Origin of the sequence: Mesorhizobium qingshengii (assembly GCF_900103325.1) — a bacterium.
Taxonomy (GTDB): Bacteria; Pseudomonadota; Alphaproteobacteria; order Rhizobiales; family Rhizobiaceae; genus Mesorhizobium; species Mesorhizobium qingshengii.
Genome location: NZ_FMXM01000002.1, coordinates 546,432 through 570,141, shown reverse-complemented (window position 1 = coordinate 570,141; position 23,710 = coordinate 546,432). Strand labels below are relative to the sequence as shown.

Below are 23,710 nucleotides of genomic sequence, written 5' to 3'. Positions count from 1 at the left end.
ACCACGACAACCCCGCTTGCGCAAGGCCGATTCCGCGCTACCTCTATCCAGGCGCGTCGCGCTTGGACGGAATCACACGACGCGCCTGGTTTTTGTGTCGTGCATGTCGTTATCTCAAAACCGCTGCGCACTTTTGGGCTACATGCATTGGACGAATTCGGAAAGGGACCATGATGGCGTTCGCATTGCTGGACCAGATACGCTCGATCTTCGACGGCGACCCGGGCGTGCGCAAGGTGGCGGACGATCCTGTCCTGTCGGCGGAGCTTCTGATGCTGTTCCGCATGATCCTTGCCGACGGATCGGTCAGCGAGAGCGAGATGGTTGCCTTCCGGCGTATCTGCAAGGAAGCCTTTGGCATTCCGGAATCCAGCATCGACAGCGTCATCGAATATCTCAACGAGTTCGGCTACGAGACCAACGGCTCGCAGGCTGTCGCGCTGTTTCGCGATCTCGACATCGAGCGGCGCAAGCAACTGGCTCGCCATATGGCCGAGATCGCCAAGGCGGATTCGCAACTGGCCGAGAGCGAAGTGCGCCTGTTGCGCCGCACGCTCGACCTGCTCGACATCAGCCCGGTCGATGTGGTGAAGCCGGAAGAATAGACGCCATCTGAGTTCGACGGCAGCGCGGCTGCTCACCCCTGTTCCTGCATCCGGCGTGCAATCGCCCGGTGCAAGTCCGGGGCAGCAGTAACCAGGGCCTGCGCCGCCTCGGACCGAGGATGATCGAACACCTCGTTCGTCTTGCCGCGCTCGACGATCATGCCGTCATGCATGACCAGCACCTCGTCCGTGATGGCGCGGGCGACGGTCAGGTCGTGGGTGATGAAGAGATAGGCGATGCCGAGCTTCTGGTTGAGCTCGGCGAACAGGTCGAGAATCTGCGCACGGATCGAGACGTCGAGCGCCGAGACCGGCTCGTCGGCGACGACCAGCTTGGGGCGGGTGATGATGGCGCGCGCGATCGAAAGTCGCTGGCGTTGGCCGCCCGAAAACTCGTGCGGGTATTTGTCCATGTCGCGCTGGTCGAGGCCGACTTCGTGCAGCGCGTGCGCCACCATCTCGCGGCGCTCGGCGCGCGTCGGTTTCTTCTCCAGCAAATGCAGGGGTTCGGCGACCAGTTTTTCGACCCTTTGGCGCGGATCGAAGGAGCCGTATGGGTCTTGAAAAACAACCTGCATGTCGCGCCTGGCAGGCTTCAGTTCGGCTTCGCTCTTGCCGGTGATGGTCTCGCCGCGAAACCGGATCGTGCCCGATGTCGGCCGGTCCAGCGCCAGGATCATGCGGGCGAGCGTTGACTTGCCGCAGCCGGAGCGGCCGACCAGCGCTATCGATCGACCCGGCGCTATCGACAGGGAGACATCGTCGACGGCGCGGATATCAGGCGCACGCCACAACAGCGAGGTGCGGCGGCCGGGATAGTCGCGGGTCACGCTCTCGACCTGGAGCAAGGCTTGGCCCGACCCGGCGCCATGCGGCCTGGCGCGCGCCGGAACATGCATCGAGGCCTGCGCCAATTGACGCGTGTAGGGGTGGGACTGTTCGGACAGTGTGCGCGCCGTATCGCCGGCCTCCATCACCTCGCCGCGTCGCAGGATGGTGATGCGATCCGCCATCTCGGTCACCACGGCGAGGTCGTGCGAGATTAACAGCAGTCCCATGCGGCTCTCCGCGACGAGATCGCGCAACAGGTCGAGGATCTGTGCCTGCAGCACGACGTCGAGCGCCGTCGTCGGCTCGTCGGCGATCAGCAGTTTTGGCTTCAATGCGCAGGCGATGGCGATGACGACGCGCTGGCGCTGGCCGCCGGAGAGTTCATGCGGATAGCGCGACAGCGGGAATTTTGCCGAGGGCAGGCCGACGCGGTCGAGCATTTTGCGTGCCCGGTCTTCAGCTTCCGCGCGACTGGCTTTGGTGTGCCAGCGTATGCCTTCGGCCACCTGTTCGCCGATGGTCTTGACCGGGTTGAGTGCCGTCATCGGCTCCTGGAACACCATGCCGATGTCGTCGCCGCGTAGCGCGCACATCTGGTCCTCCGTTGCCGCGAGGATGTCGATGCCGTCGAACGAGATGCGCCCGGTGGCGCGCGCGGCATGCGGCAGAAGCCGCATTACCGTCAGCGCGGTCATCGATTTGCCTGAGCCGGATTCGCCGACCAGCCCCATGACCTCGCTGGGCGCGACGGAAAGCTCCATGTCCTTGAGGATCGGCGTGTCGCCGATGGTCAGCGACAGGTTGTCGATTTCCAGCAGGCTCATCGCTGCCGCCGCGATTTCGGGTCGAGGATGTCGGCGATGCCGTCGCCCAGGAGGTTCAGCCCGAGCACGGTGACGACGATGGCCATGCCGGGAAAGATCGCCATCCACGGCGCCACCACCATGCGGGTCTGTGCGTCGAACAGCATGCGGCCCCAACTCGGCATTGGCGGCTGCGCGCCCAGGCCCAGATAGGAAAGCCCGGCCTCGGCCAGGATGCCCAGCGCGAACTGGATGGTGCCTTGCACCAGGAGCAGCGTGGCAATGTTGGGCAACACATGTTCGACGGTGATCTGCGTGCTGCTCTTGCCGGCGGCGCGCGCGGCAAGAATGAACTCGCGCGGCCAGATCGCCAGCGCACCCGCGCGGGCGACCCGCGCGAACACCGGAATGTTGAAGATGCCGATGGCGATGATTGCGTTGACGGCGCCCGGCCCGAAGATGGCGGTGATCATGATGGCCGACAGCAGCGCGGGGAAGGCGAAGACGAGATCGTTGACGCGCATCAGCGCCTCGTCGACAAGCCCACCGCGCGCTGCGGCAAAGGCGCCGACCGGCACGCCGACACCCATGCCGATGCCGACCGCGACCAGCGCCACGGCAATCGAGTTGCGAGCGCCGACCATGACCATCGACAGGATGTCGCGACCGAAATGGTCGGTGCCGAACCAATGGGCCAGCGAGGGTGCCTGCGTCTTGTCCGATATGACCAGCCTGGTGACGTCGTAAGGCGTCCAGGCGTAGGAGGCGATTGCCATCGCCAGGATCAACAAGGTGATGACGAAACCGGCAACGAAGGCGCTGTTCCTGAACGCCTTGGCCAGGATGTCGCTGAGCGTCTCCTCGGGGATGTCGATGTGCAGCGTCATTGGCGACTTCTCAGGCGCGGATCGACAACCGCGTAGGAGAGGTCGACGATGAGGTTGACGGCAATGACGGCGGCGACCAAGAGCATGACGACGCTCTCGACGACGATCAGGTCGCGCTGGGTGATCGCCTGGAACACCAGCCGACCGAGGCCGGGCAGGTAAAAGACATTCTCGATGATGATGGTGCCGGCGAGCAGGAAGGCGAACTGCAGGCCAAGTATGGTCAGCACCGGGATCATGGCGTTGCGCAGCGCATGCCGCCACAAGACGGCGCGATAGGGCAGGCCCTTGGCACGGGCTGTGCGGATATAATCCTCGTTCAGCACCTCGATCAACGCCGAGCGGGTGACGCGCGCCAGGATCGCCGCCTGCGGCAAGGCAAGCGCCACCGCCGGCAGCAGCAGCGATTTCAGCGCTGGCCAGACGCCGGCGCCCCAGCCGGGAAAGCCACCGGCAGGCACCAGCCGCAGCCAGACGGCGAAGACATAGATCAGCATCAGCGCGAACCAGAAATTGGGCACGGCGACGCCAAGCTGCGCGGCGCCCATCGCCACGGTGTCACCGGCCCGGCCGCGCCGGCTGGCGGAAAACAGGCCGACGGGAATCGCGATGATGGTGGAGAGCGCGAGCGCGATCAGCGCCAGCGGCAGCGAGACGGCAAGCCGTTCGCGCACGAGATCGATGACCGGCACCGAATAGGTGTAGGAGCGGCCGAAATCGAGGCTGAACAGGCCACCGACCCAGCGCAGATAGCGCAAGACAAGTGGCGCGTTGAGACCCATCTGGTTGCGCAGCAGTTCGACTTGGTCGGCGCTGGCGTTCATGCCCAGCATCAGCCGCGCCGGATCGCCGGGGAGAACCTCCAGCACGGCGAACACCACCATGGAAGCCAGCACCAGCGTGGCGAGGGCGATGGCCAGGCGCTTGAGCAGATAGGTGGTCATCCGTTCCAACGTGCCGGGAAAAGACAGGCTCGGGAAGCGGTTTCACTCCCGGAGTCGCGTATTTTTCGGAATGGCAAAATCAATCCGACCACTTCACCTTGGTCAAATCATTGGCCTGGATCGGCGCGTTTTCCCACAGCCCTTGCAGCTTGGCATCCCAGATGCCGACCTTGGGCAGTTCATAGAGGAAGCCAACCACGGCGTCGTCGGCCAGGATCTTCTGTGCCTGTCCAAGCAATTCGTTGCGCTTCGCCTCGTCGGAGGTGAGGTTCAGATCGGCAATCACCTTGTCGAAGGTGGGATTGTCGTAGTTGAAATAATAGTCCTTGCGCGAGTAGATATCGATGTCGTTGGGTTCGGTGTGCGAGACGATGGTCAGGTCGTAATCCTTCTTGGTGAACACCTGATCCAGCCATTGCGCCCATTCAACTGGGATGATTTCCAGGTCGATACCGATGTCGCGAAGCTCCGAGGCGATGATCTCGCCGCCAAGCCTGGCATAGCCGGGCGGCGGCAGCTTCAGCGTCGCCTTGAAGCCGTTCTCCAGTCCCGCTTCCTTCAGCAGTTCCTTGGCCTTGGCGACATCATGCGGATAGCGGCCGGTGAGGTCGAAATAGTCCTTGTTGGCCGGTGACATATGCGAGCCGATCGGCAGGCCAAGGCCGGCGGAGGCGCCATCGATGATCGCCTTGCGGTCGAGCGCGTAGGAGATCGCCTGTCTTACCTGCAATTTATCGAAAGGCGGCTTCTTGTTGTTGATCGAGAGGATGGTTTCACCCTCGGTCGAGCCAATCACCACCTTGAAGCGTGGGTCGTCCTTGACCTGTGCGAGACTGTCGGGATCGAAGAACGGGAAGGCCTGGATGTCGCCGGACAGCAGCGCTGGCACGTAGGCGGCGGCATCCGGCACGATGCGGAACTCGGCCTTGTCGAGGGACGCCGGCGTGCCCCAGTAATTGTCCGATTTCACCAGCGTGATCGACGATCCCTTGGCCCAGCTCTGGAATTTGAACGGACCGGTGCCGATCGGTTTCTCCTTGTTGGTGTCGGCTGTCTCCGGCGCCACGATCACCGCGTCGCCCCAGCCCATATTGTAGAGGAAGGAGCCTTGCGGGTTCTTCAGCGTGACCTTGACCGTCGCCGGATCGATCACATCGACCTTGTCGATGGCGGCGAACAGGCCCTTTTGCGCATTGACCGAATTGTCTGCGCGGGCCCGGTCGAGCGAGAATTTCACGTCGTTGGCGTCGAAGTCGGTGCCGTCGTGGAATTTCACCCCGGTGTGCAGCTTGAAGGTGTAGGTCTTGCCGTCGTCGGAGATGGTCCAGCTTTCGGCCAGATCCGGCAGCACCTCGCCCTTTGGCCCGATGCGGGTCAGGCCCTCGAACACATTGGCATAAAGCACTTCATCGATCGCCGCGGCGGCGCCGGCGGTCGGATCGAGGTGCGGCGGTTCAAGCGGAATGCCGATGACCAGGTCGGTTCGCGCGGCAAATGCAGAGGTGCCAGTGGCCAGTGCCAGGACCGTCGCGGCCAGAATGGTTTTCCACAATTTCATCGTGCAACTCCCCATGTGTTAAACACGTGCTCAAACCCGGGCGATAGAAGCGTGATTTTGCGGTGGAGTAAATTGCGTTTCGTACTGCCCGACGGCGTGGCTGGAAATGTTTTTGTCCTGACAGCCCGATTGCCAGGTCGAAGTCTTTCGCCATGCAGGGATCATCCCGCGACCGTGCCCCGCAGCAGCACGTTGAGGCCGATCGCCATCACCTTGGCCGATTCCACCATGTCCGATATCCCGACCCATTCGTCCGGTCGGTGGGCGAGGTCGAGAATGCCCGGACCATAGGCGATGCAATCATAGATGTGACCGATGCGGGCTATGTGCTTCTGGTCGTACGTGCCTGGCGAAATGACATAGTCGGGCTCGCGGTCGAAGATCGCCATGATGCCTTGCGCCACCGCCTTGACCACTGGCGCGTCGCGCTCGGTCATCAGCGGCAGCACTTCCATCAGGTCACGGATCTCATAGTCGAACTTTTTGCGCTCGCGCTTCAGCCGATCGAGAATGCCTGTCACTTCGCCTTTGACCGTGTCGAGATCCTCCTCGAGCAGGAAGCGGCGATCGATGGTCAGTCGGCAGGAATCGGGCACGTTGGGCGAGGGCAGGCCGGGTCGGAAATCCTCGGTCTGGCCGCCATGGATGGAGTTGATGTTCATGGTCGAGCGCCTGGCGCCTTCGGGCACCACCGGCATGCGCGTCATCTTGCGATCGAGGGCCGGAAACAGCTCGTCCTCGAAAGCCCGCAGCACGGCGCCCATGTGGCGTACCGCATTGTCGCCGAGAAACGGCATCGAGCCGTGCGCGATCTCGCCCTTGGTCTCGATCTCCGCCCACCAGACGCCGCGATGGCCAAGGCAGATACGGTCCTTGTTCAAGGGCTCGGGGATGATGACGTGGTCGACCCTGGGCTTCGAGAAATAGCCAAGCCTGGCCAGGTGGGCGACGCCGCCGAAGCCGCCGGACTCCTCGTCCACGGTGCCGGATATCTCGATGGCACCGGGAAAGTCGGGAAAGACTTCCATGAAGGCTTCGGCGGCGATGATCGAAGCGGCCAGACCGCCTTTCATGTCGCAGGCGCCGCGGCCATAGACCTTGCCATCCCTGACGACACCAGCGAACGGATCGACGGTCCAGCCGTCGCCAGCTTCGACTACGTCGATATGCGAGTTGAAGTGGACGCAGGCGCCAGGCGACCTTCCGTCGAAACGGGCAACGACGTTGACGCGCGGGTAGCGATCGGTGTCACCGGGGGTGCCCTCGGCGCGGATAAACTCGGTTTCGAAGCCGCGTTTCCTCAGCCGCGTGCCGATGTACTCGGCGCAGGGCCGGTAGGCTTCGCCAGGCGGGTTGATGGTCGGAAAACGGATCAGGTCGGCGGTCAGCGCGACAACATCGTCGCGCCGGTCATCGATTGCCTGGAGGAGTCGTTCGTTCATCGGCAGAGTTGAGCAGCGAACGGCGTGGCATTGCAAGCCCGTTTGCGCTACCGCCAGCGTGGCGGGTTTGGAGCCGCTGGCGCTCTGACAGCTTCAGCGGCCGGCAACGTCAATCCACATCAAAGTGCGACGTGTCGTTGTGGCAACTATCGCGGGAAATCATTCAAATTCGCTGCTTTGGATTGGCGAATTGGTCAAGGACTGTGTGGTATCTCATTCACCTGCCATTAAAAAGATGAAAAACAACGTGATGGCAGGCAGGCAAGGGGCAATCAAAGGGGTTTGATCGCATGAAAAAGACAGTTCTCATGGCAGCAGTGTTTGTCGCGATGCTGTTCGGTGCTTCGGGGCAGGGCTGGGCAGCCAGTCTCGTTGCGAACATAGACGTGTCGTCGCAGACGATGACGGTAAGATATGGCCTGTCGGTTTACCGGTGGAGCGTGTCCACCGCGCGTCCAGGCTATTTCACACCGCGCGGCACCTATCGGCCGCAGCGCACGGCCCGGATTTGGTATTCGCGCAAATATCATATGTCGCCAATGCCCTATTCGGTTTTCTTCCATGGCGGCTATGCCATCCATGGAACCGGCGCAGTCAGGCAGCTTGGCCGGCCGGCGTCGCATGGTTGCGTGCGGCTGCACACAGCCAATGCCGCGACCTTCTATTCGATGGTGCGGGAAGTGGGTTTCGGCAACACGCGGATTGTCGTCACCAATTAAGGCTTTGACCGGCTGTTGATCCCATCGTGATCTCTCGCGGTGGAATCGGGCGCCTTGCCCGGAAAATGTTGCAGGAATAGCGCATTTGCACGGAAATGGTGCCGCTGCGTCACTTCCCCCGCGCAAATGTTTTCTTGGAAAATCGCGGTTGTGTTAGATGTCGGGCAGATAAGTTGCGAGGGGCTTCGATGTACAGATTTCTTCTTGGGGCGGCGATTGCCGCAACAGCCACTTCGGCTTTCGCCGCCGATGCGGTGGCGCCGATCGTCATGGATCAGGAACTCGCCCGGCCGCATATTTCCGGCTATGTCGAAGCCTATCTCGGCGGGCTGTATCTTTCATCCGATTTCGGGCACGAAAATGCGACGACTGCCGGTGGCGCCGGCCGTGTCAATTTCCCGATCGATTCACGGTGGAATATCCAGGCCGACGCGATCGTCGATTCTCTTTGGGTTCAGGGTGACAACCTCTACGGCTATGGCGGCGCCGTTCATGGCTACTGGCGCGACCCCAGCGCCTACGCACTGGGCGGGTTCGCTACGCTCAATGGATATGGCGGCGACTTTGGCGGCCCGAAGATATACAACTTCACGGTCGGCCCCGAAGCGCAGGTTTATATGGGCAATGTGACCCTGTATGGTCAGGTCTATTACGGCCAATTGCGGGCCAGCGGAGAGTCGGAGCATCTGGACAACTGGGGAGGTCGCGCAGTTGTGCGCTATTTCGCCCAAGACAATCTTCGCTTTGACGGCGAACTTGGCTATTCCACCATCTCTTTGGGTGGCGAACACCTCAATACCGTCAGTGGGGCGCTGCAAGCCATGTATCGGTTTTCTGGCACGCCCTTCTCGATGTTCGGACGCTATCAGATCGACCATCTTTCTGTGGCTGGGCAAAGCGAGAACATCCACAAGTACGTGGTTGGCCTGCGGGCAAGCTTCGGTTCGGACACGTTGCTGGATGAAGATCGCAACGGCGCCACGATGGACACCTATCGGCCAAACATCATTCTGCCATTCGGTGGGTGAAGGTTTCAGCGGGCAGAAGAATATGAATGAGAAAAGGCCACGGAAAGCAAACCTCGTGGCTTTTCTTTTGTGCATGTTTGTTCCCTTGGCGGTGGACAGGCCAGTCAGTTGCCTTGAAGCGATGTTGTGCTAGAGCGGTGGCCGCGTGGCCTTGGGCGTCTCGCTTCGGGCTGTTCTAACTCGCGATTCCCAGAGTTATTTAGCCGCCTATTCCGTAGGCCGGCGGAGCAGGTGCGCTCTCCGGCCGGGAGCCAACGCCAAGTGCCGAGGCCACTCTGAAGCAGCGCGAATTTTCGTTACCATGCTGCAAGCATTAGTATGGGACTATCTGCTGGCAGCGGTAGCAGTCGGCGAGGATTTTATTTGTCTGGATGTCGCCGGTGCTTCTGGGGGTGCTTTCCATGCCAACGCATGGACGGACAAAGATCCACTGGGACGGACGGTTCGATTTATTAGGGGTTGCTTACATTGTGAGGCCTCTCAACCGGCAAGCTAGAAACCTTGCCATTGCGTGTCCGATTGCCGGAATTGAAACAATGCTTTCCCACCCAGAGATGGACGATCGTGTTTCAAGTCGACCCGCCGGGGTGGTCATTCTCGGTGGGGCGCATGGGACGCTGGCGCTGGCCAGAAGCCTTGGCGCACAGAAAGTGCCTGTCTGGCTGGTGAGCGCCGATACACCTTTGCCGCGTTTCTCGCGTTATGCTCATCGACAGATGACGTGGCCAGGCCCCGATGATGGCGGCGCGGTTGCCTTCTTGCTCGATCTGGCTGCGACCCAGGGACTGGACGGCTTTCTCCTGATCCCTGGCGGTGATCCTGAAGTGCGGCTGGTGTCGCAATCCATCGACGAATTGTCTGATGTCTTCGACGTGATGCTGCCACCATGGGAGCAGCTGAAATGGGTTTGTGAAAAACCGCTTCTGTATCGCCGGGCCCAGGAACTGGCAATCGCTATTCCGTTGACGCACGAGTTCGGTTCGCTTGAGCAGGCAACGGCCGCCGAGCTTCGCTTTCCTGTCGTCCTGAAGCCGAACATGGGCGGGAGCAGCCGCTTTGCTCGCGCGAAAGCCGTTCTCGCCAACGACCAGGCGTCGTTTTTGACAGCCTACGGAAGGGCGGTCGAAGAGATCGGCATTGAGAATGTCGTCGTTCAGGAAATGATACCGGGGGGAGGAGAAAGTCAGTTTTCCTACGCGGCGCTCTGGAACCGGGGAGCGCCGGTGGCGGAATTTACCGCCCGCCGGACACGGCAATATCCGGTCGACTTCGGCTACACCAGCACGTTCGTGGAGGTCGTTGACGAACCGCAACTGATCGACGCCGCGCGCCGGCTGCTTGGCTCGATCGCGCATCACGGATTGGTGGAGGTCGAATTCCAACGCGACCCCCGCGATGGTTCGATGAAGGTACTCGACGTCAATCCGCGGCCCTGGACATGGTTCGGGCTCGCCGCTGCCGCGGGCGTCGATCTCGGCGCCATGCTTTGGGCGATCAGGTCGGGCCACGAGGTCGAGACAGCCTCGGCGCGGCCAAATACCTCCTGGATGTATCTGGTCCGGGACATGGTCGCGGCCGCCAAGTTGATCTCACGTGGCCGGCTGACAAAGCGAGCTTATTTGCGCTCATTCGCATCTGTGCGAGCATGGGCGACATTCGCGGCAAGCGATCCCATGCCGGGCCTTATCGACATACCATTGACTGTCTGGAGAGTGCTGACGAGGCGGATACTTCGCAGGCTGTGAAAACAATTAACTGATAGTGCCAGTTAATCTGCCGGCCCTGCGGCGGGACCCGTTCTATTTCCGCATTCTTAACCTGGGGATGTTTACGACGGTGATATGCCTGAGTGAACTCCCGGTTGAGATCAGGCCGCCAGAAAACAGATCCGCGAGACCAACCGACATGACCGCTTCCATGCCCAGGACTGATTGCGAGGTGGCTGTGATCGGCGCTGGACCCTTTGGGCTGTCCGTTGCCGCCGCCCTCAAGGCTGCGCGCGTCGAAACGCTTGCACTTGGCGGCGCAATGTCCTTCTGGCGCGACCATATGCCAAGGGGCATGAGGCTGCGCTCGCCCTGGCACGCGACCTATATCGGCCACACGAACGGTCCGCTCTCGCTCGACTCCTATGCCGGAATCCTTGGTATCTCGCCGCGCGAGCCGCTTTTGCTCGAGAATTTCGTCGATTATGGACTGTGGATTCAGGCCAAGACGGTTCCGGACCTCGATACGCGGATGGTAAGTCGCGTCGAGGCGGCGAACGGAGGATTTCGTCTTGCCCTGGCCGATGGAGATGCCGTCCATGTGCGCCGCGTCGTCATTGCCACCGGTCTGATGAACCAGCAGATGATACCCGCCGTCTTCAATGGGTTGCCCGGCGAACTGGTCAGCCATGCCAGCGAGCATGCCGGCTACGAGGCGTTTCGCGGCAAGCGCGTTGCCGTCGTCGGGCGCGGGCAGAGTGCCTGCGAATCCGCTGTGCTGCTCAAGCGAAGCGGGGCGGATGTCGAACTTGTCTGCCACGGCGACATCCATTGGCTGGGCTATCGAGCGCTGTCGGGAAAGCAAGGGTGGAGTTTGCGTGACTTCGCTTCGGAGCGTCTTGCGTCTCCCTCTAGGGTCGGCCCGTTCCCACTGTCCTGGCTGGTCGAAGTTCCAGGCTTTGTGCACCGGTTTCCGGAGGCAGCCCGGGCTGGGCTCAACAAGCGCAGTCTTGGTGCCGGCGCGTCAGGCTGGCTGAAGCCGGACTTCGACGGAATAAGGGTCAATGCCGGCAGCAGGATTGCTGGCGCCGCCGCCAAGGGCCACGCCATTGAATTGCGGTTCGAAAAGGATGCCGCCACCTTCGATCACGTCCTGCTCGGTACCGGCTACCAGATCGATATTGCCAGGCTCGGTTTGTTCGCGCCCGATATGCTTGCCGCGATTGCGCGCCGGGAAGGGGCTCCCGTGCTCTCGGCGGGGTTCGAGTCGAGCATTCCAGGCCTGCATTTCGTCGGCGCGAGCGCGGTCGGTAGTTTCGGCCCGTTGATGCGTTTCACCGCCGGCACGCCATACGCGGCCCGAAACGTCACGCGTTTCGTCCGGAAGGCCGGTGGCAGGGGCTATGCCACGGGCCGAAATTGAAAGACTGCATAGTCGACGGTTCGGATCGCATCGAGGAAGTGAGGCATTGGCGGCACGGGAAGTTCCGTGAAAATGCCGGCCTCGCGGATTGCGGGCCTCGCCCAATCGATGGCGCGGTGGCTTGAGCTTCCGTAGACGATGAAACAGTCCCGCGGCCGCCGTTCGAGCGACGACACGAGATTTTCCAGCACGATGTCGAAAACATCCTTTGAAAAAGGATTGTAGAAATAGACCACCAGGGGTGCTTCGGGAAATTCATATGCCGCCGCATCCGCCTGGACGACACTGAGCGCCCGGCATTTCTGCGACGGATCCCTGAAGCGCGTAATGTTGCTCTCTGCGATCTCCACGAGCTCGCGCGCGAACTCGACGCCGATGATGCTCGCGAATGGATATCGCGACGCCAGCAGCAGTGTTCGCGACTTTCCAGAGCCGATGTCGATGAATGTGTAGTCCTGGAGATCGCGGGGCAGCGACCGCATGATGAAGTCAAAGGTCCTGGGCGACGTGCAGACGGCTTCGTTGCCCTTGCCGCGATGCGGGCCGACGACATCCAGCCCGCCGAGCTGGATCGAGCCGGCGGTGTCGACGTCGTGCTGGCGATCCCATTTTCGCGCGAGAAGGTCGGCGAGGATATAACGGAGATTTCGCAGCACGAAGCCAACGCTTGCGCCGAGTCCATGTCGGCGGACGAGCCTGACCGGCTCCAGCAAGCCCCGCTGACGGATATAGGACCATGCCCTGCCGAAACGGCCATACGAACGATCTTCGAGGCCATCCCGATCCAGGCGACGCGTCTCGAGATTTGCCATGCAACGGGCTCCATCCCAGCCGATGAACATCGTTCGGGATACTTGCACCGTGGTCCTTTAAGATTCCCTGACCAGTGAAGCTACGAATGTCAGTACCGGATCATCGGGCTCATGGATCGCGGGTGGTGCATGGCTGGCACCCCTGATGATCGATCTCAGGCATTCGCGACCGGCGCTTTTGCCTGCGGGGGACGCTTTCCGCGCCTGCCGCTGATCTCCCACCTCTTGTGGAACCACATCCACTGACCTGGGTCTTCGCGCACCCAGCGTTCGACCACGTCGTTGAGAAGCTGGGTGGTGGCGTGGACGTCGACGCTGCCGTCGGCGGTGCGCGGCAATGCCAGTTTGTCCTCGATCTCGAGCCGGAAGCGGTTGCCCGGCAGCCTGACGCAGCGTGCCGGATAGACGTCGCAGTCGTAGTGACGGGCGAGGGTGCCCAGCACCCGGTTGCTCTGGCAGGGACGGCCGAAGAATGTCGTGTCCAGGCCATTGGAGAATTTCTGGTCGACAAGGACGCCGATATTGCCGCCGTTTTCCAGCACCCCCGCCAACGCAAACGAAGCGCCGGCCATCGACGGTAGCAGCGCTCCCATGGTCGAGCGGCGCGTCGACAGGATATAGTCGGCAAGGTAGGGGTTGTTGGGCGGGCGAAACAGTGCCGTGATGTTCATGCCGAAGGTCGCCGCCGCTACCGGCAGCAGTTCGAAATTGCCGAGATGGCCGGTGAAGACGATATGCGGCTGCTTTTCGGCCGCGATCTCGGTGAAGTGCTCTACTCCCTTGACCTCGACGCGGCCGGGCTTGGTGGCGGCTGGGTCATAGTCGAACAGGGCATCGAGGAAGATATACTCGGCGGCGAGCCGGGCCATGTTGCCCCACATGTCGGAGGCGATGGCCTGGATCTCTTCTTCGCTCTTTTCCGGATAAGCCTTGCGCAGATTGTCGACGGCGACCTGATGACGCCCCACCCTGGGACCGATAAGGCGCGCCACGCGATCGGCGAAATTCAGCGCACTGTCGGCCGGCAGCAGGCGCAGTATCGAGATGATCATCATCGCCGCGCGCGCAACCACCCAGTAGTTCAACTGGCGCAGCTGCCGACCGTAGCGATACCTCAAATCCCGGCGAAGCTTCTTGAACACAGAGGTCAAGGCTTTAGCCGACGCGCAGGATGATCTTGCCGAACACGTCGCGGCCTTCCATGCGCTTCAGCGCGGCATCGATGTCGTCGAAGCCGACTTCGGTGTCGATGACCGGTGCGACCTGTCCCGCCGCCATCTTCTGCATGGCGTTTGCCATGTTCTCCATGCGGCAGCCGAAGGATCCGAGCAGCTTCAATTGCTGCTGGAAGAGCTGCATCAGGTTGATCTGCGTCGACACGCCCGAGGTCGAGCCGCAGGTAACCAGGCGGCCGCCGCGCTTCAGGCACAGCATCGAGCCGGCAAAGGTGTCGGCACCGACATGCTCGAAGACGACATCGACACCCTTCTTCTTGGTCAGCTTGCGCACGACGCCTTCGAAACGGTCGTCCCGATAGTTGATCACATGGTCGGCGCCGAGCGCCTTGGCCTTGTCGATCTTGTCGTTCGAGCCGACAGTGGTGATGATCGTGCAGCCCATCCGCTTCGCCAGCTGGATGGCCGCCGAGCCGATGCCGGATCCGCCGGCATGGACAAGGATCGTCTCGCCGGGCTGAAGCCTGGCATTGTCGAACAGCATGTGCTCGACCGTGCCGAAGGTGACGGGCGCCACCGCGGCGCCGATATCGGTCACGCCGGGCGGCGCGGGGACCAGCAGGCGCGCCGGTAGGTTGATCTTTTCCTGTGCGAAGCCGTCGAGATGGAAGCCGTGAACGCCCGAAACATGTTCGCACAGATTGTCGCGGCCTTCGCGACAGGCCCGGCAAAGGCCGCAGGTGCGGGCGCCATAGATCGACACCAATTGCCCGGGCAGGAGGCCGGAAACGCCGGGACCGACCGCCTCGACCTCACCAGAGGCCTCGGCGCCGACGACCAGCGGTAGCTTGCGCTTGGCGAAGGCCATGCCGCGCCAGCCCCAGACATCGATGTGATTCAGCGCCACCGCCTTGATGCGCAGCGTGACTTCGCCGAGTGCGGGCGGCGGCGGGGGCGGCAGGTCCACCGTTTCAAGGCGGCGGTCCTCGATGAGTTGCAGTGCGCGCATGGAGCCCGTCGGTTCTGTTGAGCGGAAAGCGCTCGCTTAGACCGGTTCCCGCGCCATGACAAGGCAAGTGTTCTGGCCGCCAAAGCCGAAGGAGTTCGACAGGACAGTGCGAACCTCGGCGTTGCGCTTCTTGTTCGGCACCACGTCGAGCACGATCGCCGGGTCCGGATTGTCGTAGTTGATGGTCGGTGGAATGACGCTTTCGCGCATGGTCATCAGCGAGAACGCCGCCTCGACAGCTCCGGCCGCCGACAGCGTGTGGCCGATCATCGACTTGTTCGACGAAACCGGCATCGAGCTGATGCGCTCGCCGAACACGGTCGACAGCGCCAGATGTTCCATCTTGTCGTTCTCCGGTGTCGACGTGCCGTGGGCGTTGACATAGTCGATCTCGTCTTCACCCAGGCCGGCATCGGCGAGGGCGGCGCGAACCGCGGCGATGGCCGGCGAAGCGTCCGGCTTCGAGCGGGTGCGGTGGAAGTCGTCGGCCTTCTCGCCGCAACCGCCCAGGATGCCGAGGACAGTCGCGCCGCGAGCCAATGCAGCCTCGAGCGATTCCAACACCAGCGCCCCGGATCCCTCGGCCAACACGAAGCCGTCGCGATCCCTGGAGAAAGGCTTCGATGCCTTTTCGGGGATGTCGTTATGCGTGGACAGCGCCGAAAGCAATGAGAAACGGATCAATGCCTCGGCGGTCGCAGAACCGTCGGCGCCGATCGACAGCGCACGGTCGCATTCGCCGCGTCGGATCGCCTCGACACCGAGCTGGATCGCGGTGGCACCCGAAGCGCAAGCCGTCGACAGCGTGATCGGCAGACCGCGTGTGCCGAGGCGGTCGGCAAGGCGGTCGGCGATCGAACCGAACTGGGTGGTCTCGAAAATATCCAGCTCTTTCAGGCTGCGCGCCACCCGAAGCAGTCTTTCGGCGGCGGTGTCATCCTTGTCCTTATCGGAATTGTAGAGCGAGAAGCGCTCGGCCCAGTCGAGTTCGACCGGCGGCGATGCGAGGAAGAGCGGTCCGCCGAAATCGCTGGAGTCAAGACCGGCCTCGGCCACCGCTTCGAGGCCCGCGAGCTCGGCCAACTCGTAGGTGAGTGGGCTGGCACCTTTCGAACTCGACGCCAGGAAATCGACCATGCCGGAGATGCGGGTGTTCAGTTGATCGATGGGAAAGCGGGTGATCGGGTGAATGCCCGACTTGCCCGACGTCAGCGCCGCCCAATTGTCGGTTTTGCCGACACCAAGGGAGGTCACCACACCGATGCCGGTGACGGCAACGATCGGCCTGCCCATGTGATCGTTCAGATTGGCCATCCGGTAGCCCTCGAGCGTTATCGTTGCAGCATGGAGCGTGGAGCGCCGTCTTAGGCGGCGGTGACCAGCGCCATGCCCTCGAATTGGTGATAGCCGATCGCCGTTGCAAGGACGGTCGCGGGAACGCCTTCGAACGGGTTCTCGGCAGTGGCATCAAAAACAGGGTAAGCGGCCTTGTGGTCGACAGCCAGTGCAGCCAGCGCCACGGCGAAAGGAAACTGCGCTTCCTTCATGTGTCCGGTCAGCGTCGAGAAGCCGCGCGCGGCGATCGCCGAATTGGCATCGAGCACTGCCTTCTCCGCGGTGGTTGCCGCATGGGCGCCCGACGCGCCCGAGATGGCAAGCAGTTTGCCGTTCGGCAATGCCACCTGCTTGAGCAACGTGGCGATCTCGGCGTCGAGTTCTCCCTGCCGCCGCCTAGCGCGGCCGGAGACGATCGGCCCGAGTTCGGCATAGATCTTGCGGCCCCGGCTTGTCGCGTGTTCGCGCTGTTCGAGCACCAGGAAGGCACCGCCCGATCCGGTGACGACGCCGCCACCCTCAGCACCCTGTCTTTGCCAGACGGGTTTCCAGGGGCCCCGATGCAGGTAGCCGGCGAGCTCGTAGCCGAGCAGCATGTCGGAATGTTCGGTCTGGAAGGCGCCGCCGACCAGGATGTGCGTCGACTGGCCGGAGCGGATGCGCGCGGCGGCCGTCTCGACGGCGGCGACACCCGCACCTTCCTCGCCCATGAAGGTCCGCGACGACCCCGTCACCTTGTGGACGATCGAGATGTTGCCGGCGAGCAGGTTGGAGAGCTGGGCCAGGAACAGCGTCGGCCGCAGTTCGGTGGTCAGCTTCTCGTTGAGCAGCACGTCGCGGTCGTTGCGGCTTTCCGAAGCGGCGAGAATGGCGGCATCGACCGCCTCGTCGCGCTCGCCGCCGCCGGCGGCCACCACCATGTCCATGGTCGCGCAGAGCTCGTCATTGCCCTTGATGCCGGCGTCATCCAGCGCAAGTCCTGCTGCATAGGTGCCGAGCCTCTGCCATGTTTCCATCTGGCGCTGGTCGCCGCGCTTGGCGATCTGCAGGTTCCAGTCGATGTCGGGCAGCGGATGGACGGTGTAGGGCGCGAACCGCGCGGTTTCGAGCACCGGCTCCAGGCCCGGTTGCGCGAGCTTGTGCCAGTGCGCATCCGAGCCCTCTCCCAGCGAGGAGACAAGGCCAATGCCTGATATGACGACGTCGTGGGGGCTGCTCATGGGCGGCTTTGTGGGTCAGGCGATGGAGCGCGTCAAGATCGCGCTCGACTGACGTCAGGCGTTCTTGGCGGCGACCAGCGCGTCGATCTTGGCGCACAGGTTCTTCATGACGAAGTAGTCGTCGGTCGAAGCCTTGCCGTCATTGACCTCCTGCGTCCACTTTTCCAGCGGCACCTTGATGCCGAATTCCTTGTCGATCGCGAAGACGATATCGAGGAAATCGAGGCTATCGATACCGAGATCGTCGATCGTGTGGCTCTCGGGGGTGATGGTGTCGATATCGATCTCGCTGGTGTCGGCAATGATCTTGGCGACTTTGTCGAACGTGGTGGACAAGGGCTTTTCCTTCTTTGCGGGCGGAATCTGTCCGCATCTTGTTTGGGCGCTGTCTAATCGGTTTTTCCCGGCAGGAAAAGGCCTGATGCGCCGGGCGCAGATGGGAAGCCTGCTCTGCCAAGGCAAGAAGGGCCGCCGGCTGATCCGGCGGCCCTTTCGATTGACGTTGCGTCAGTCTTTATTTTGATCATGTCGTTTTCCCAAAACCGGAACCACTTTTGGGCGACATCCATCAGCTGTCGCGGAGCTTGACGAGGTCGTTCAGCAGTCCGCCCGTTCCATTGTGGACGGTCAGCCGCTCGACCTTGCCGGCGATGGTCTCCAGAGCCTCGAGCTCCTTCAGGCGCAGCATCACCGGGTTCTCCGCCATCACCCTGGCCGTGTTGAGCAGGGAACGCGTGGCGTTCGTCTCCTCGCGGCGGCGGATGATGTTGGCCTCGGCCTGCTTTTCGGCTGACACCACCTGGTTGAGGATCTCGCGCATCTCGCCCGGCAGGATGACATCCTTGAGCGCGATATCGCTGACCTCGACCCCGATCTCGGCCATATCGGCGCGGACCTTGCCGGCGGCCTCCTCGTCGATCGTCACCTTCTTTTCAAGGATCTGGTCGAGCGTCAGCGCGCCCAGCGTCTTGCGAAAGGCGTACTGGAGGGCGCGGTAAAGGGCTTCGGAGAAGTCCTTCACCGCGCTCACCGCCTTGACCGGGTCGACGACCCGGTATTCGGCGGCAATGTTGACGCGGATCGTGACGCGATCCTTGGTCAGCACTTCCTGCCCGGCGACGTCGAGCGACTGGCGCTTGAGGTCGACGACCTTGACCTGCACCATGCGTCCGACGTTCCAGAAACCATGCACGCCCTCGGCAAGCGTCCGCACGAGGACACCGTCGATGAAGAGCAGCCCGGCCTGACCGTCGACGACCGGATGGACGGACATCAACTCCGTCTTCCGGGCCTGGCCGAGCCGGCGCATGACCGCTGGATCGATGGCGAGATCGGCCGACGTGTCGATCATCGCCACCTTCCAAGGCCCGGCATCCGTCCACAGCATGAGCTTGCGGTCCGGCGCCAGCACGGCATGCAGGTTGCCGTCCCGCTCGATGACGGCGACGTCCGTGCGCCCGGTGCGAACGACGGTGAAATGACGCGCGGCCACATCGGGGAGCTTGTCGAACAACGCCTTCTCGTACGCCGAAACGAATTCCGGGTTCTTCAGATCGTGCCGGGACACTTCAAGGCTTCCGCGCCGGTTGGCGAGCCAATGTTCGCCCGGCATCAGGACGGCCTTGATCTCACCCTTGTAGAGGGTGAGGGCACGTTCGTTTTCCCTTACGAGGACGCGCTCGCGTCCAAGAACCTTATCGAGAACAGTCATTGTCTTACTCCTGTCGGGCATGGCCCCATGCGAGGCGTCAAGTCATGCGTCGATCTTCCCTTTCGTTTCTCGTTCATGTCGTCACAGTCCGGGCACGAATGATCCGGGGACTGGTGGCATCAATCCGTGGCGGACCTTCGGGGGCGGATCACGAGGCAGCGAAGCGGGCGCCGAAGGGCCTTGGCCTCCCTTGCCGGCGACGCTGCGCCTTGATCGTCACCGCGAGCCTGGCCGCGAGCCGATGGCGTCAGACTTTCAGGACTGTCCGCGCCCGAGGGCTTGGGCCGTCCGTCAGGTCTTTCGCATTCCAGTCCCCGGACCGTTTTCAGGTAACACCTGGCAGGGTGCTGGCTTATCAGGCCAATGGAGAAGGACTCGAACCTTCGACAGTCAGATTAACAATCTGATGCTCTCCCAACTGAGCTATCCGTGGTGCAGACGACGGGACTCGAACCCACAACCTCCGGATAAAATCCGGTGCTCTCCCAGTTGAGCTACATCCGCGATCCCAATCCCCAAAGCGGCGCCGTATACAGGGCAGCAATGCCGCCTGCACGGGCGGAGACGAAAGCTCCAGCCGTTGTGCTCACTTCGGTTCTCGTGACCGGGAGCGCGCCTATAGCCCCTGCGACGGGTTGTCGCAAGCGGCATTGTCGTGGCCAAATCTCGGCTTCTTTCAGTGGTGGCAATTCGGCAACACTGGCGCTGCCGGCCTTCAGAACGTCACGCGGCCGAGCACGCGCAGGCCATCACCTTGCGGCTCGACGACCACCGCTTCGCCCTCGCGCGGCGCCACCCCGGTCAGCGCCACGATATTTTCGAGATGAGTGACCATGACCAGATTGTCGGAGCCGGAATAGCCGCGGATCTCCGTCATGATGGCCGCGATCTGGGCGGCTTTCTCCTTCTCGTCGGTTTTCAGGAGATCAAGCGGCGCGAAGGGCTTCGGTTCGGCCTCGAAGGCGATGCGGGCAGTGTCGAGGCACCGGCAATAGCGACTGGACAACACGCGATCGATGGGCGCGGCACGGGCGGCAAACAAGGCACCGATCTTGCTCGCCTGCTGCTTGCCGCGTGCCGACAGGTTGACCTGGGTGGCACAACTGTCGATGTCGAAATTGGCCGGGTCGGTGGTGCCGGTGACCATTGCGTGGCGAAGCAGCACCACATGGCCGCCGTCACGCAGCAGCGCCCAGCCGGCATCCGTCGCGCTGGCTGCCGTGGGCACGGCGAGCAGAAGCAAAGCCAGCACAAAACGAATCATCGGCTATCCTTCTGCGGTTCCGGCAATGGGTTCCGGTGACAGGACATATAGGGACGGTAAAGCCGGACGAAAGACAAGGCGCGGTCGGCGAGAGCCCTACTTCTTGGCCATCTGCTTCTTCACCAGATCGATCTTCTGGTCGGTGAGCGGGATGGGGATCGTGTAACCGGCTTCGGTGAAACCCTGCTTGGCGCTCTCGAAGAAGTCGATCGCCTTTTGATATTCGGCCTTGCCGCCGCCATAGCTGGCCCGGTTCCAGTGGATGTCGCCGAGATTGTTCTGTTCGAAGGCCCACTGCATGGGCTGGCTTTCGCGCGTGAAAACCTTCAGTGCCGCCGTGAAGGCGGCCTCGGCATCGCCTAGATATTTGTCGGTCCGTTCGAGGTTGCCAAGATTGAGCAGGCTCATGCCGATGCCGTTCTGGGCATTGGCCCAGTCGATGGGCGCAGCCTCGAGGGTCAGCACTTCAAGCGCCGCCCGACGCGCCGCGACGGAATCGGCCAGGGTCTTGGGATCGGCATTGCTCATGCTCAGCCAGTGCAGCGCCGAGCCGAGGCCGGCCTCGCTCAGCGCCCATTGCCGCGGGTTCGTCTCTCGCTTGTATTCGCGCAACGCATCGCGATAGGCGTTGACCGCATCGCTGTAACGTTCCGGCTTGTCCGTCAGGCCGCCAAGAAGCTGCAGCGTGTTGCCGAGATTGTAGTGGCTCATTGCCCAGTCGAGGGGAAATGCCCTTCTGGTGTAAACTCGGCGGGCCGCCTGAAATGCGGCGGCCGACTCTTCGAGCCTGGCCGGGTCGCGGGTGCGCTGGCCCAGCGTCTGGTAGATCGAACCGAGATTGTTCTGGGCCGACGCCCAGTCCATCGGAAAACGCTGCCGGGTGAACACCGTCAATGCGTCGCCGTAGGCCGCCGCTGCCTCCTCGATCGCTCCGGTGCCCATGTCGAAGCGGGCGACACCGCTGAGCGCATTGCCGAGGTTGAGCCGGCTGGTCGCCCACGATACCGGGAAGGTTTCCCTGGTTCGCACCTGAAGCGCGGCGCGGAAGGCGTCGGCCGCCTCGTTGATCTTCGCCTTGTCGTTGAGCTGAATGCCGAGTGACACAAGCGTGTTGCCGAGATTGTTCTCGACCATCGCCCACTCCACCGGCGCCTTTTCGCGCGTGTATTCCTCGAGCGCCAGCCGGTAGGCCGCTTCCGCTTGTGTCAGATGCTCGCCGGCGGGCTCACGCTCGGAAAGCGCGTACAGCGCGATACCGAGATTCATCTGCGAGGCCGCCCAGTCGAGTGGCACCTTGTCGCGTGGCCGCTTCTCCAGCGTGGCGCGCATTGCCGTCACCGCTTCATTCAATCGCTTCGGGTCGCTCTGCCGTTCGCCGAGCTTCAACAGCACATTGGCCAGATTGTTCTGTGCGGCGGCCCAGTTGAGGTCGTCCTTCTCGCGCTCGAAGACTACAAGCGAATCGCGAAAGATCCGAGCCGCTTCTTCGAGGTGCGCCGTTTCGGTCTCGCGTTCGCCGATCGTCTGCAGCACCACCGCCATGTTGTTGCGGGTGATCGCCCAGTCGCGGTTCTGTTCGCCATTGGGGATGAAGTTCAGGATGATGCGGTAGGCGTCGATGGAACGCTGCAGCGCATCCAGGTCGCCGGTCGCATAGCCGTAGGCGTTCAGCGCCTCGGCTTCCTGGTTCTTGTAGTTCCAGCGCAGCTTGTCATCCCACTTCTCGACCAGTGAAAACGCCTTGGCGTAGTCATTTGCGGCGGCTTTGTAGTCGAAGGCCAGCGCCGAGGCATCGGCCCGCCTGGCGTAGATCGCGGCATCGGCAAGGCGCTTCTGCTTGACCAGCTCCTCGGCCTCGTCGACCGCGTTGCCGGTCTGCTCGACCCGACCGACGGCCTCATCGAGGAACTTGCGCGCCGTCACGATCGCGCCCTGGCCGATGGCCTTGTCGGCGGAGGCAACAAGGCGCCTGATCTCCGGATCATCGGTGCGCAGCGCGGCACGCTCGGACATCATCTTCTTCAGGCGCTCGGCCTGGGCGTCCAGCAGCTTTTGCAGATCGGTCGGATCCTCCGGCATCTTTTCAGTGCCCAGCGCCTTGATCACGCCATAGAGTGCGTCGAGCGGCACGCCGTCCTGCAGCGAGGCCAGTTCCACCTGCGCCCGTTTCGGGCCGGGCAGGTCGGAGATGGTCAACAGCAGCTGCCGCCTTTCGCCGGTGATCAGCCCATCGTCGCCGGTGGGTTCGGGTGGCGCGATGCCGAAATAGAGCAGGCGGCGCAGGCTCTCATTGACCCAAGGACGCTGCTTTGCCTTGGTGTCGAGATAGACTTCCTCGGTCACCATGCGCATGACCGAGCCGAATTCCGTGCCTTTCATCGCCGCGAGATGGCGCAGCAGCGCCGCCGCGTAGGGGCTGTTCTTTCCGGCGGCGCCATCGAGCGCCGGGCGGCCCGGCTCGGCGGCAAAGCCGACCACGGTGCCGAGGCTTTCGTCAGTCGCAGGCGTGTTGCCGAGGGCCTCGGCGCCGCGCACCGGCTCCAGACCGCCAGCACCAATGGGCGAAGCCGAAGCGGTCGGCGCGCGCCGTACCTGGGCATCCGGCGGAAACGGATTGGTGCGGCAGGCATCGAGCAGCATGATCGTCACCGGCACGGTCTTTTTCAACGCGTCCATGACGATGGAAATCGGCACCAGCGCCTGGTCGGCGTCCTTCAGCGATGAGACGTCGGCATCGACCGGCACCAGATAGTTCTCGCCGCCGGCCTCGATGCCGTGGCCGGAATAATAGATGAAGGCGACATCGGCGCCTTCGGCATCCTCCGTGAAACGCTCCAGGTCGCGCTTCAGCTTCGCGGCATCACGATCGGTGACGCTGCGGGCGTCGAAGCCGAGATCGGTCAGCATCTTGGCCATGTCGCGGGCGTCGTTGGCCGGGTTGGGAAGCGCGGCGATGTGTTCGTATTTCGACTGGCCGATGATCAGCGCCACGCCCTTGAGGTTCTTCGTCTCGGCGGCCTGAAGCGTCGTCGCGGCAAGGCAAAACAGCACGGCGACGAAAACTGTCAGCCACGCCTGCTGGAAAAGATGCTGTCTAGAGGTTTCGACAAACTTCATTTGTCGTTTCGTGTCCGCCCTGAAAGATCGCAAGCCCTCTATAACGCTGCCAGTCTACCATGATCAAATTCGGGCATGATCAAATTCGGGCATGATCCAATTCGGGCGCGATTGCGCCGCG

General features: G+C 62.6%; 19 protein-coding genes and 2 tRNA genes. 5 read left to right on the top strand and 16 right to left on the bottom strand.

Annotation, left to right across the window (positions count from 1 at the left end):
* The first annotated feature begins 173 nt into the window (after positions 1-173).
* On the top strand, positions 174-605 hold the full coding sequence (locus BLS48_RS02855) for a TerB family tellurite resistance protein (protein ID WP_091575649.1): 432 nt from the start codon (positions 174-176) through the stop codon (positions 603-605).
* A 32-nt stretch (positions 606-637) separates the two neighbouring features.
* On the opposite strand, the gene BLS48_RS02850 is transcribed toward BLS48_RS02855, so the two are convergent.
* From BLS48_RS02850 to BLS48_RS02830, 5 genes are all read right to left on the bottom strand, one after another.
* Positions 638-2,260 (bottom strand): ABC transporter ATP-binding protein, encoded by a 1,623-nt coding sequence (locus BLS48_RS02850; protein WP_091575421.1) that lies wholly within the window; start codon positions 2,258-2,260, stop codon positions 638-640.
* A complete protein-coding gene (locus BLS48_RS02845) occupies positions 2,257-3,126 on the bottom strand; it encodes an ABC transporter permease (RefSeq protein WP_091575419.1) in 870 nt (289 codons plus the stop codon). The genes BLS48_RS02850 and BLS48_RS02845 overlap by 4 nt, the downstream gene beginning before the upstream one ends.
* Complete coding sequence (locus BLS48_RS02840) at positions 3,123-4,070, bottom strand: ABC transporter permease (RefSeq protein ID WP_091575418.1); 948 nt, start codon at positions 4,068-4,070, stop codon at positions 3,123-3,125. Before BLS48_RS02840 ends, BLS48_RS02845 begins: the two co-directional genes overlap by 4 nt.
* 79 nt (positions 4,071-4,149) lie before the next feature.
* Positions 4,150-5,628, bottom strand: a complete 1,479-nt coding sequence (locus tag BLS48_RS02835; RefSeq protein WP_091575416.1) for an ABC transporter substrate-binding protein — start codon at positions 5,626-5,628, stop codon at positions 4,150-4,152.
* A 161-nt stretch (positions 5,629-5,789) separates the two neighbouring features.
* Entirely contained in the window at positions 5,790-7,070 is a 1,281-nt protein-coding gene (locus BLS48_RS02830) for an acetylornithine deacetylase/succinyl-diaminopimelate desuccinylase family protein (RefSeq protein ID WP_091575414.1), read from the bottom strand.
* Positions 7,071-7,360: 290 nt separating this feature from the next.
* Here BLS48_RS02830 and BLS48_RS02825 point away from each other — a divergent pair, with 290 nt between their 5' ends.
* From BLS48_RS02825 to BLS48_RS02810, 4 genes are all read left to right on the top strand, one after another.
* The gene (locus tag BLS48_RS02825; protein WP_091575413.1) at positions 7,361-7,789 is read left to right on the top strand and encodes a L,D-transpeptidase; all 429 of its coding nucleotides are present in this window, start codon (positions 7,361-7,363) and stop codon (positions 7,787-7,789) included.
* A gap of 188 nt (positions 7,790-7,977) precedes the next feature.
* Positions 7,978-8,817, top strand: a complete 840-nt coding sequence (locus BLS48_RS02820) for a hypothetical protein (protein WP_091575411.1) — start codon at positions 7,978-7,980, stop codon at positions 8,815-8,817.
* Between the two features lie 371 nt (positions 8,818-9,188).
* Positions 9,189-10,562, top strand: a complete 1,374-nt coding sequence (locus tag BLS48_RS02815; protein WP_244529494.1) for a carboxylate--amine ligase — start codon at positions 9,189-9,191, stop codon at positions 10,560-10,562.
* Between the two features lie 160 nt (positions 10,563-10,722).
* Positions 10,723-11,946, top strand: coding sequence for an NAD(P)-binding domain-containing protein (locus BLS48_RS02810; protein WP_091575408.1), 1,224 nt, complete (start codon positions 10,723-10,725; stop codon positions 11,944-11,946).
* On the opposite strand, the gene BLS48_RS02805 is transcribed toward BLS48_RS02810, so the two are convergent.
* From BLS48_RS02805 to BLS48_RS02750, 11 genes are all read right to left on the bottom strand, one after another.
* Positions 11,925-12,758: a class I SAM-dependent methyltransferase gene (locus BLS48_RS02805; RefSeq protein WP_244529493.1), complete on the bottom strand. Its 834-nt coding sequence runs from the start codon at positions 12,756-12,758 to the stop codon at positions 11,925-11,927. The genes BLS48_RS02810 and BLS48_RS02805 overlap by 22 nt on opposite strands.
* A 155-nt stretch (positions 12,759-12,913) precedes the next feature.
* Positions 12,914-13,900, bottom strand: a complete 987-nt coding sequence (locus BLS48_RS02800; protein ID WP_167364929.1) for a lipid A biosynthesis lauroyl acyltransferase — start codon at positions 13,898-13,900, stop codon at positions 12,914-12,916.
* 13 nt (positions 13,901-13,913) lie between these two features.
* Complete coding sequence (locus BLS48_RS02795; RefSeq protein ID WP_091575405.1) at positions 13,914-14,942, bottom strand: zinc-binding dehydrogenase; 1,029 nt, start codon at positions 14,940-14,942, stop codon at positions 13,914-13,916.
* Positions 14,943-14,978: 36 nt separating this feature from the next.
* Positions 14,979-16,256, bottom strand: a complete 1,278-nt coding sequence (locus tag BLS48_RS02790) for a beta-ketoacyl-ACP synthase (RefSeq protein WP_091575404.1) — start codon at positions 16,254-16,256, stop codon at positions 14,979-14,981.
* A 50-nt stretch (positions 16,257-16,306) separates the two neighbouring features.
* Positions 16,307-17,497, bottom strand: coding sequence for a beta-ketoacyl-ACP synthase (locus BLS48_RS02785; protein WP_091575402.1), 1,191 nt, complete (start codon positions 17,495-17,497; stop codon positions 16,307-16,309).
* Between the two features lie 54 nt (positions 17,498-17,551).
* The gene (locus tag BLS48_RS02780) at positions 17,552-17,833 is read right to left on the bottom strand and encodes an acyl carrier protein (protein WP_006335407.1); all 282 of its coding nucleotides are present in this window, start codon (positions 17,831-17,833) and stop codon (positions 17,552-17,554) included.
* 232 nt (positions 17,834-18,065) lie between these two features.
* On the bottom strand, positions 18,066-19,208 hold the full coding sequence (locus tag BLS48_RS02770) for a slipin family protein (RefSeq protein ID WP_167364915.1): 1,143 nt from the start codon (positions 19,206-19,208) through the stop codon (positions 18,066-18,068).
* 360 nt (positions 19,209-19,568) lie between these two features.
* A tRNA-Asn gene (locus tag BLS48_RS02765) sits at positions 19,569-19,636 on the bottom strand.
* A 2-nt stretch (positions 19,637-19,638) separates the two neighbouring features.
* Positions 19,639-19,712, bottom strand: a tRNA-Lys gene (locus BLS48_RS02760).
* Positions 19,713-19,923: 211 nt separating this feature from the next.
* Positions 19,924-20,472 (bottom strand): histidine phosphatase family protein, encoded by a 549-nt coding sequence (locus tag BLS48_RS02755; protein ID WP_091575399.1) that lies wholly within the window; start codon positions 20,470-20,472, stop codon positions 19,924-19,926.
* Positions 20,473-20,568: 96 nt separating this feature from the next.
* A complete protein-coding gene (locus BLS48_RS02750) occupies positions 20,569-23,589 on the bottom strand; it encodes a caspase family protein (protein WP_091575398.1) in 3,021 nt (1,006 codons plus the stop codon).
* Between the last annotated feature and the right edge of the window lie 121 nt (positions 23,590-23,710).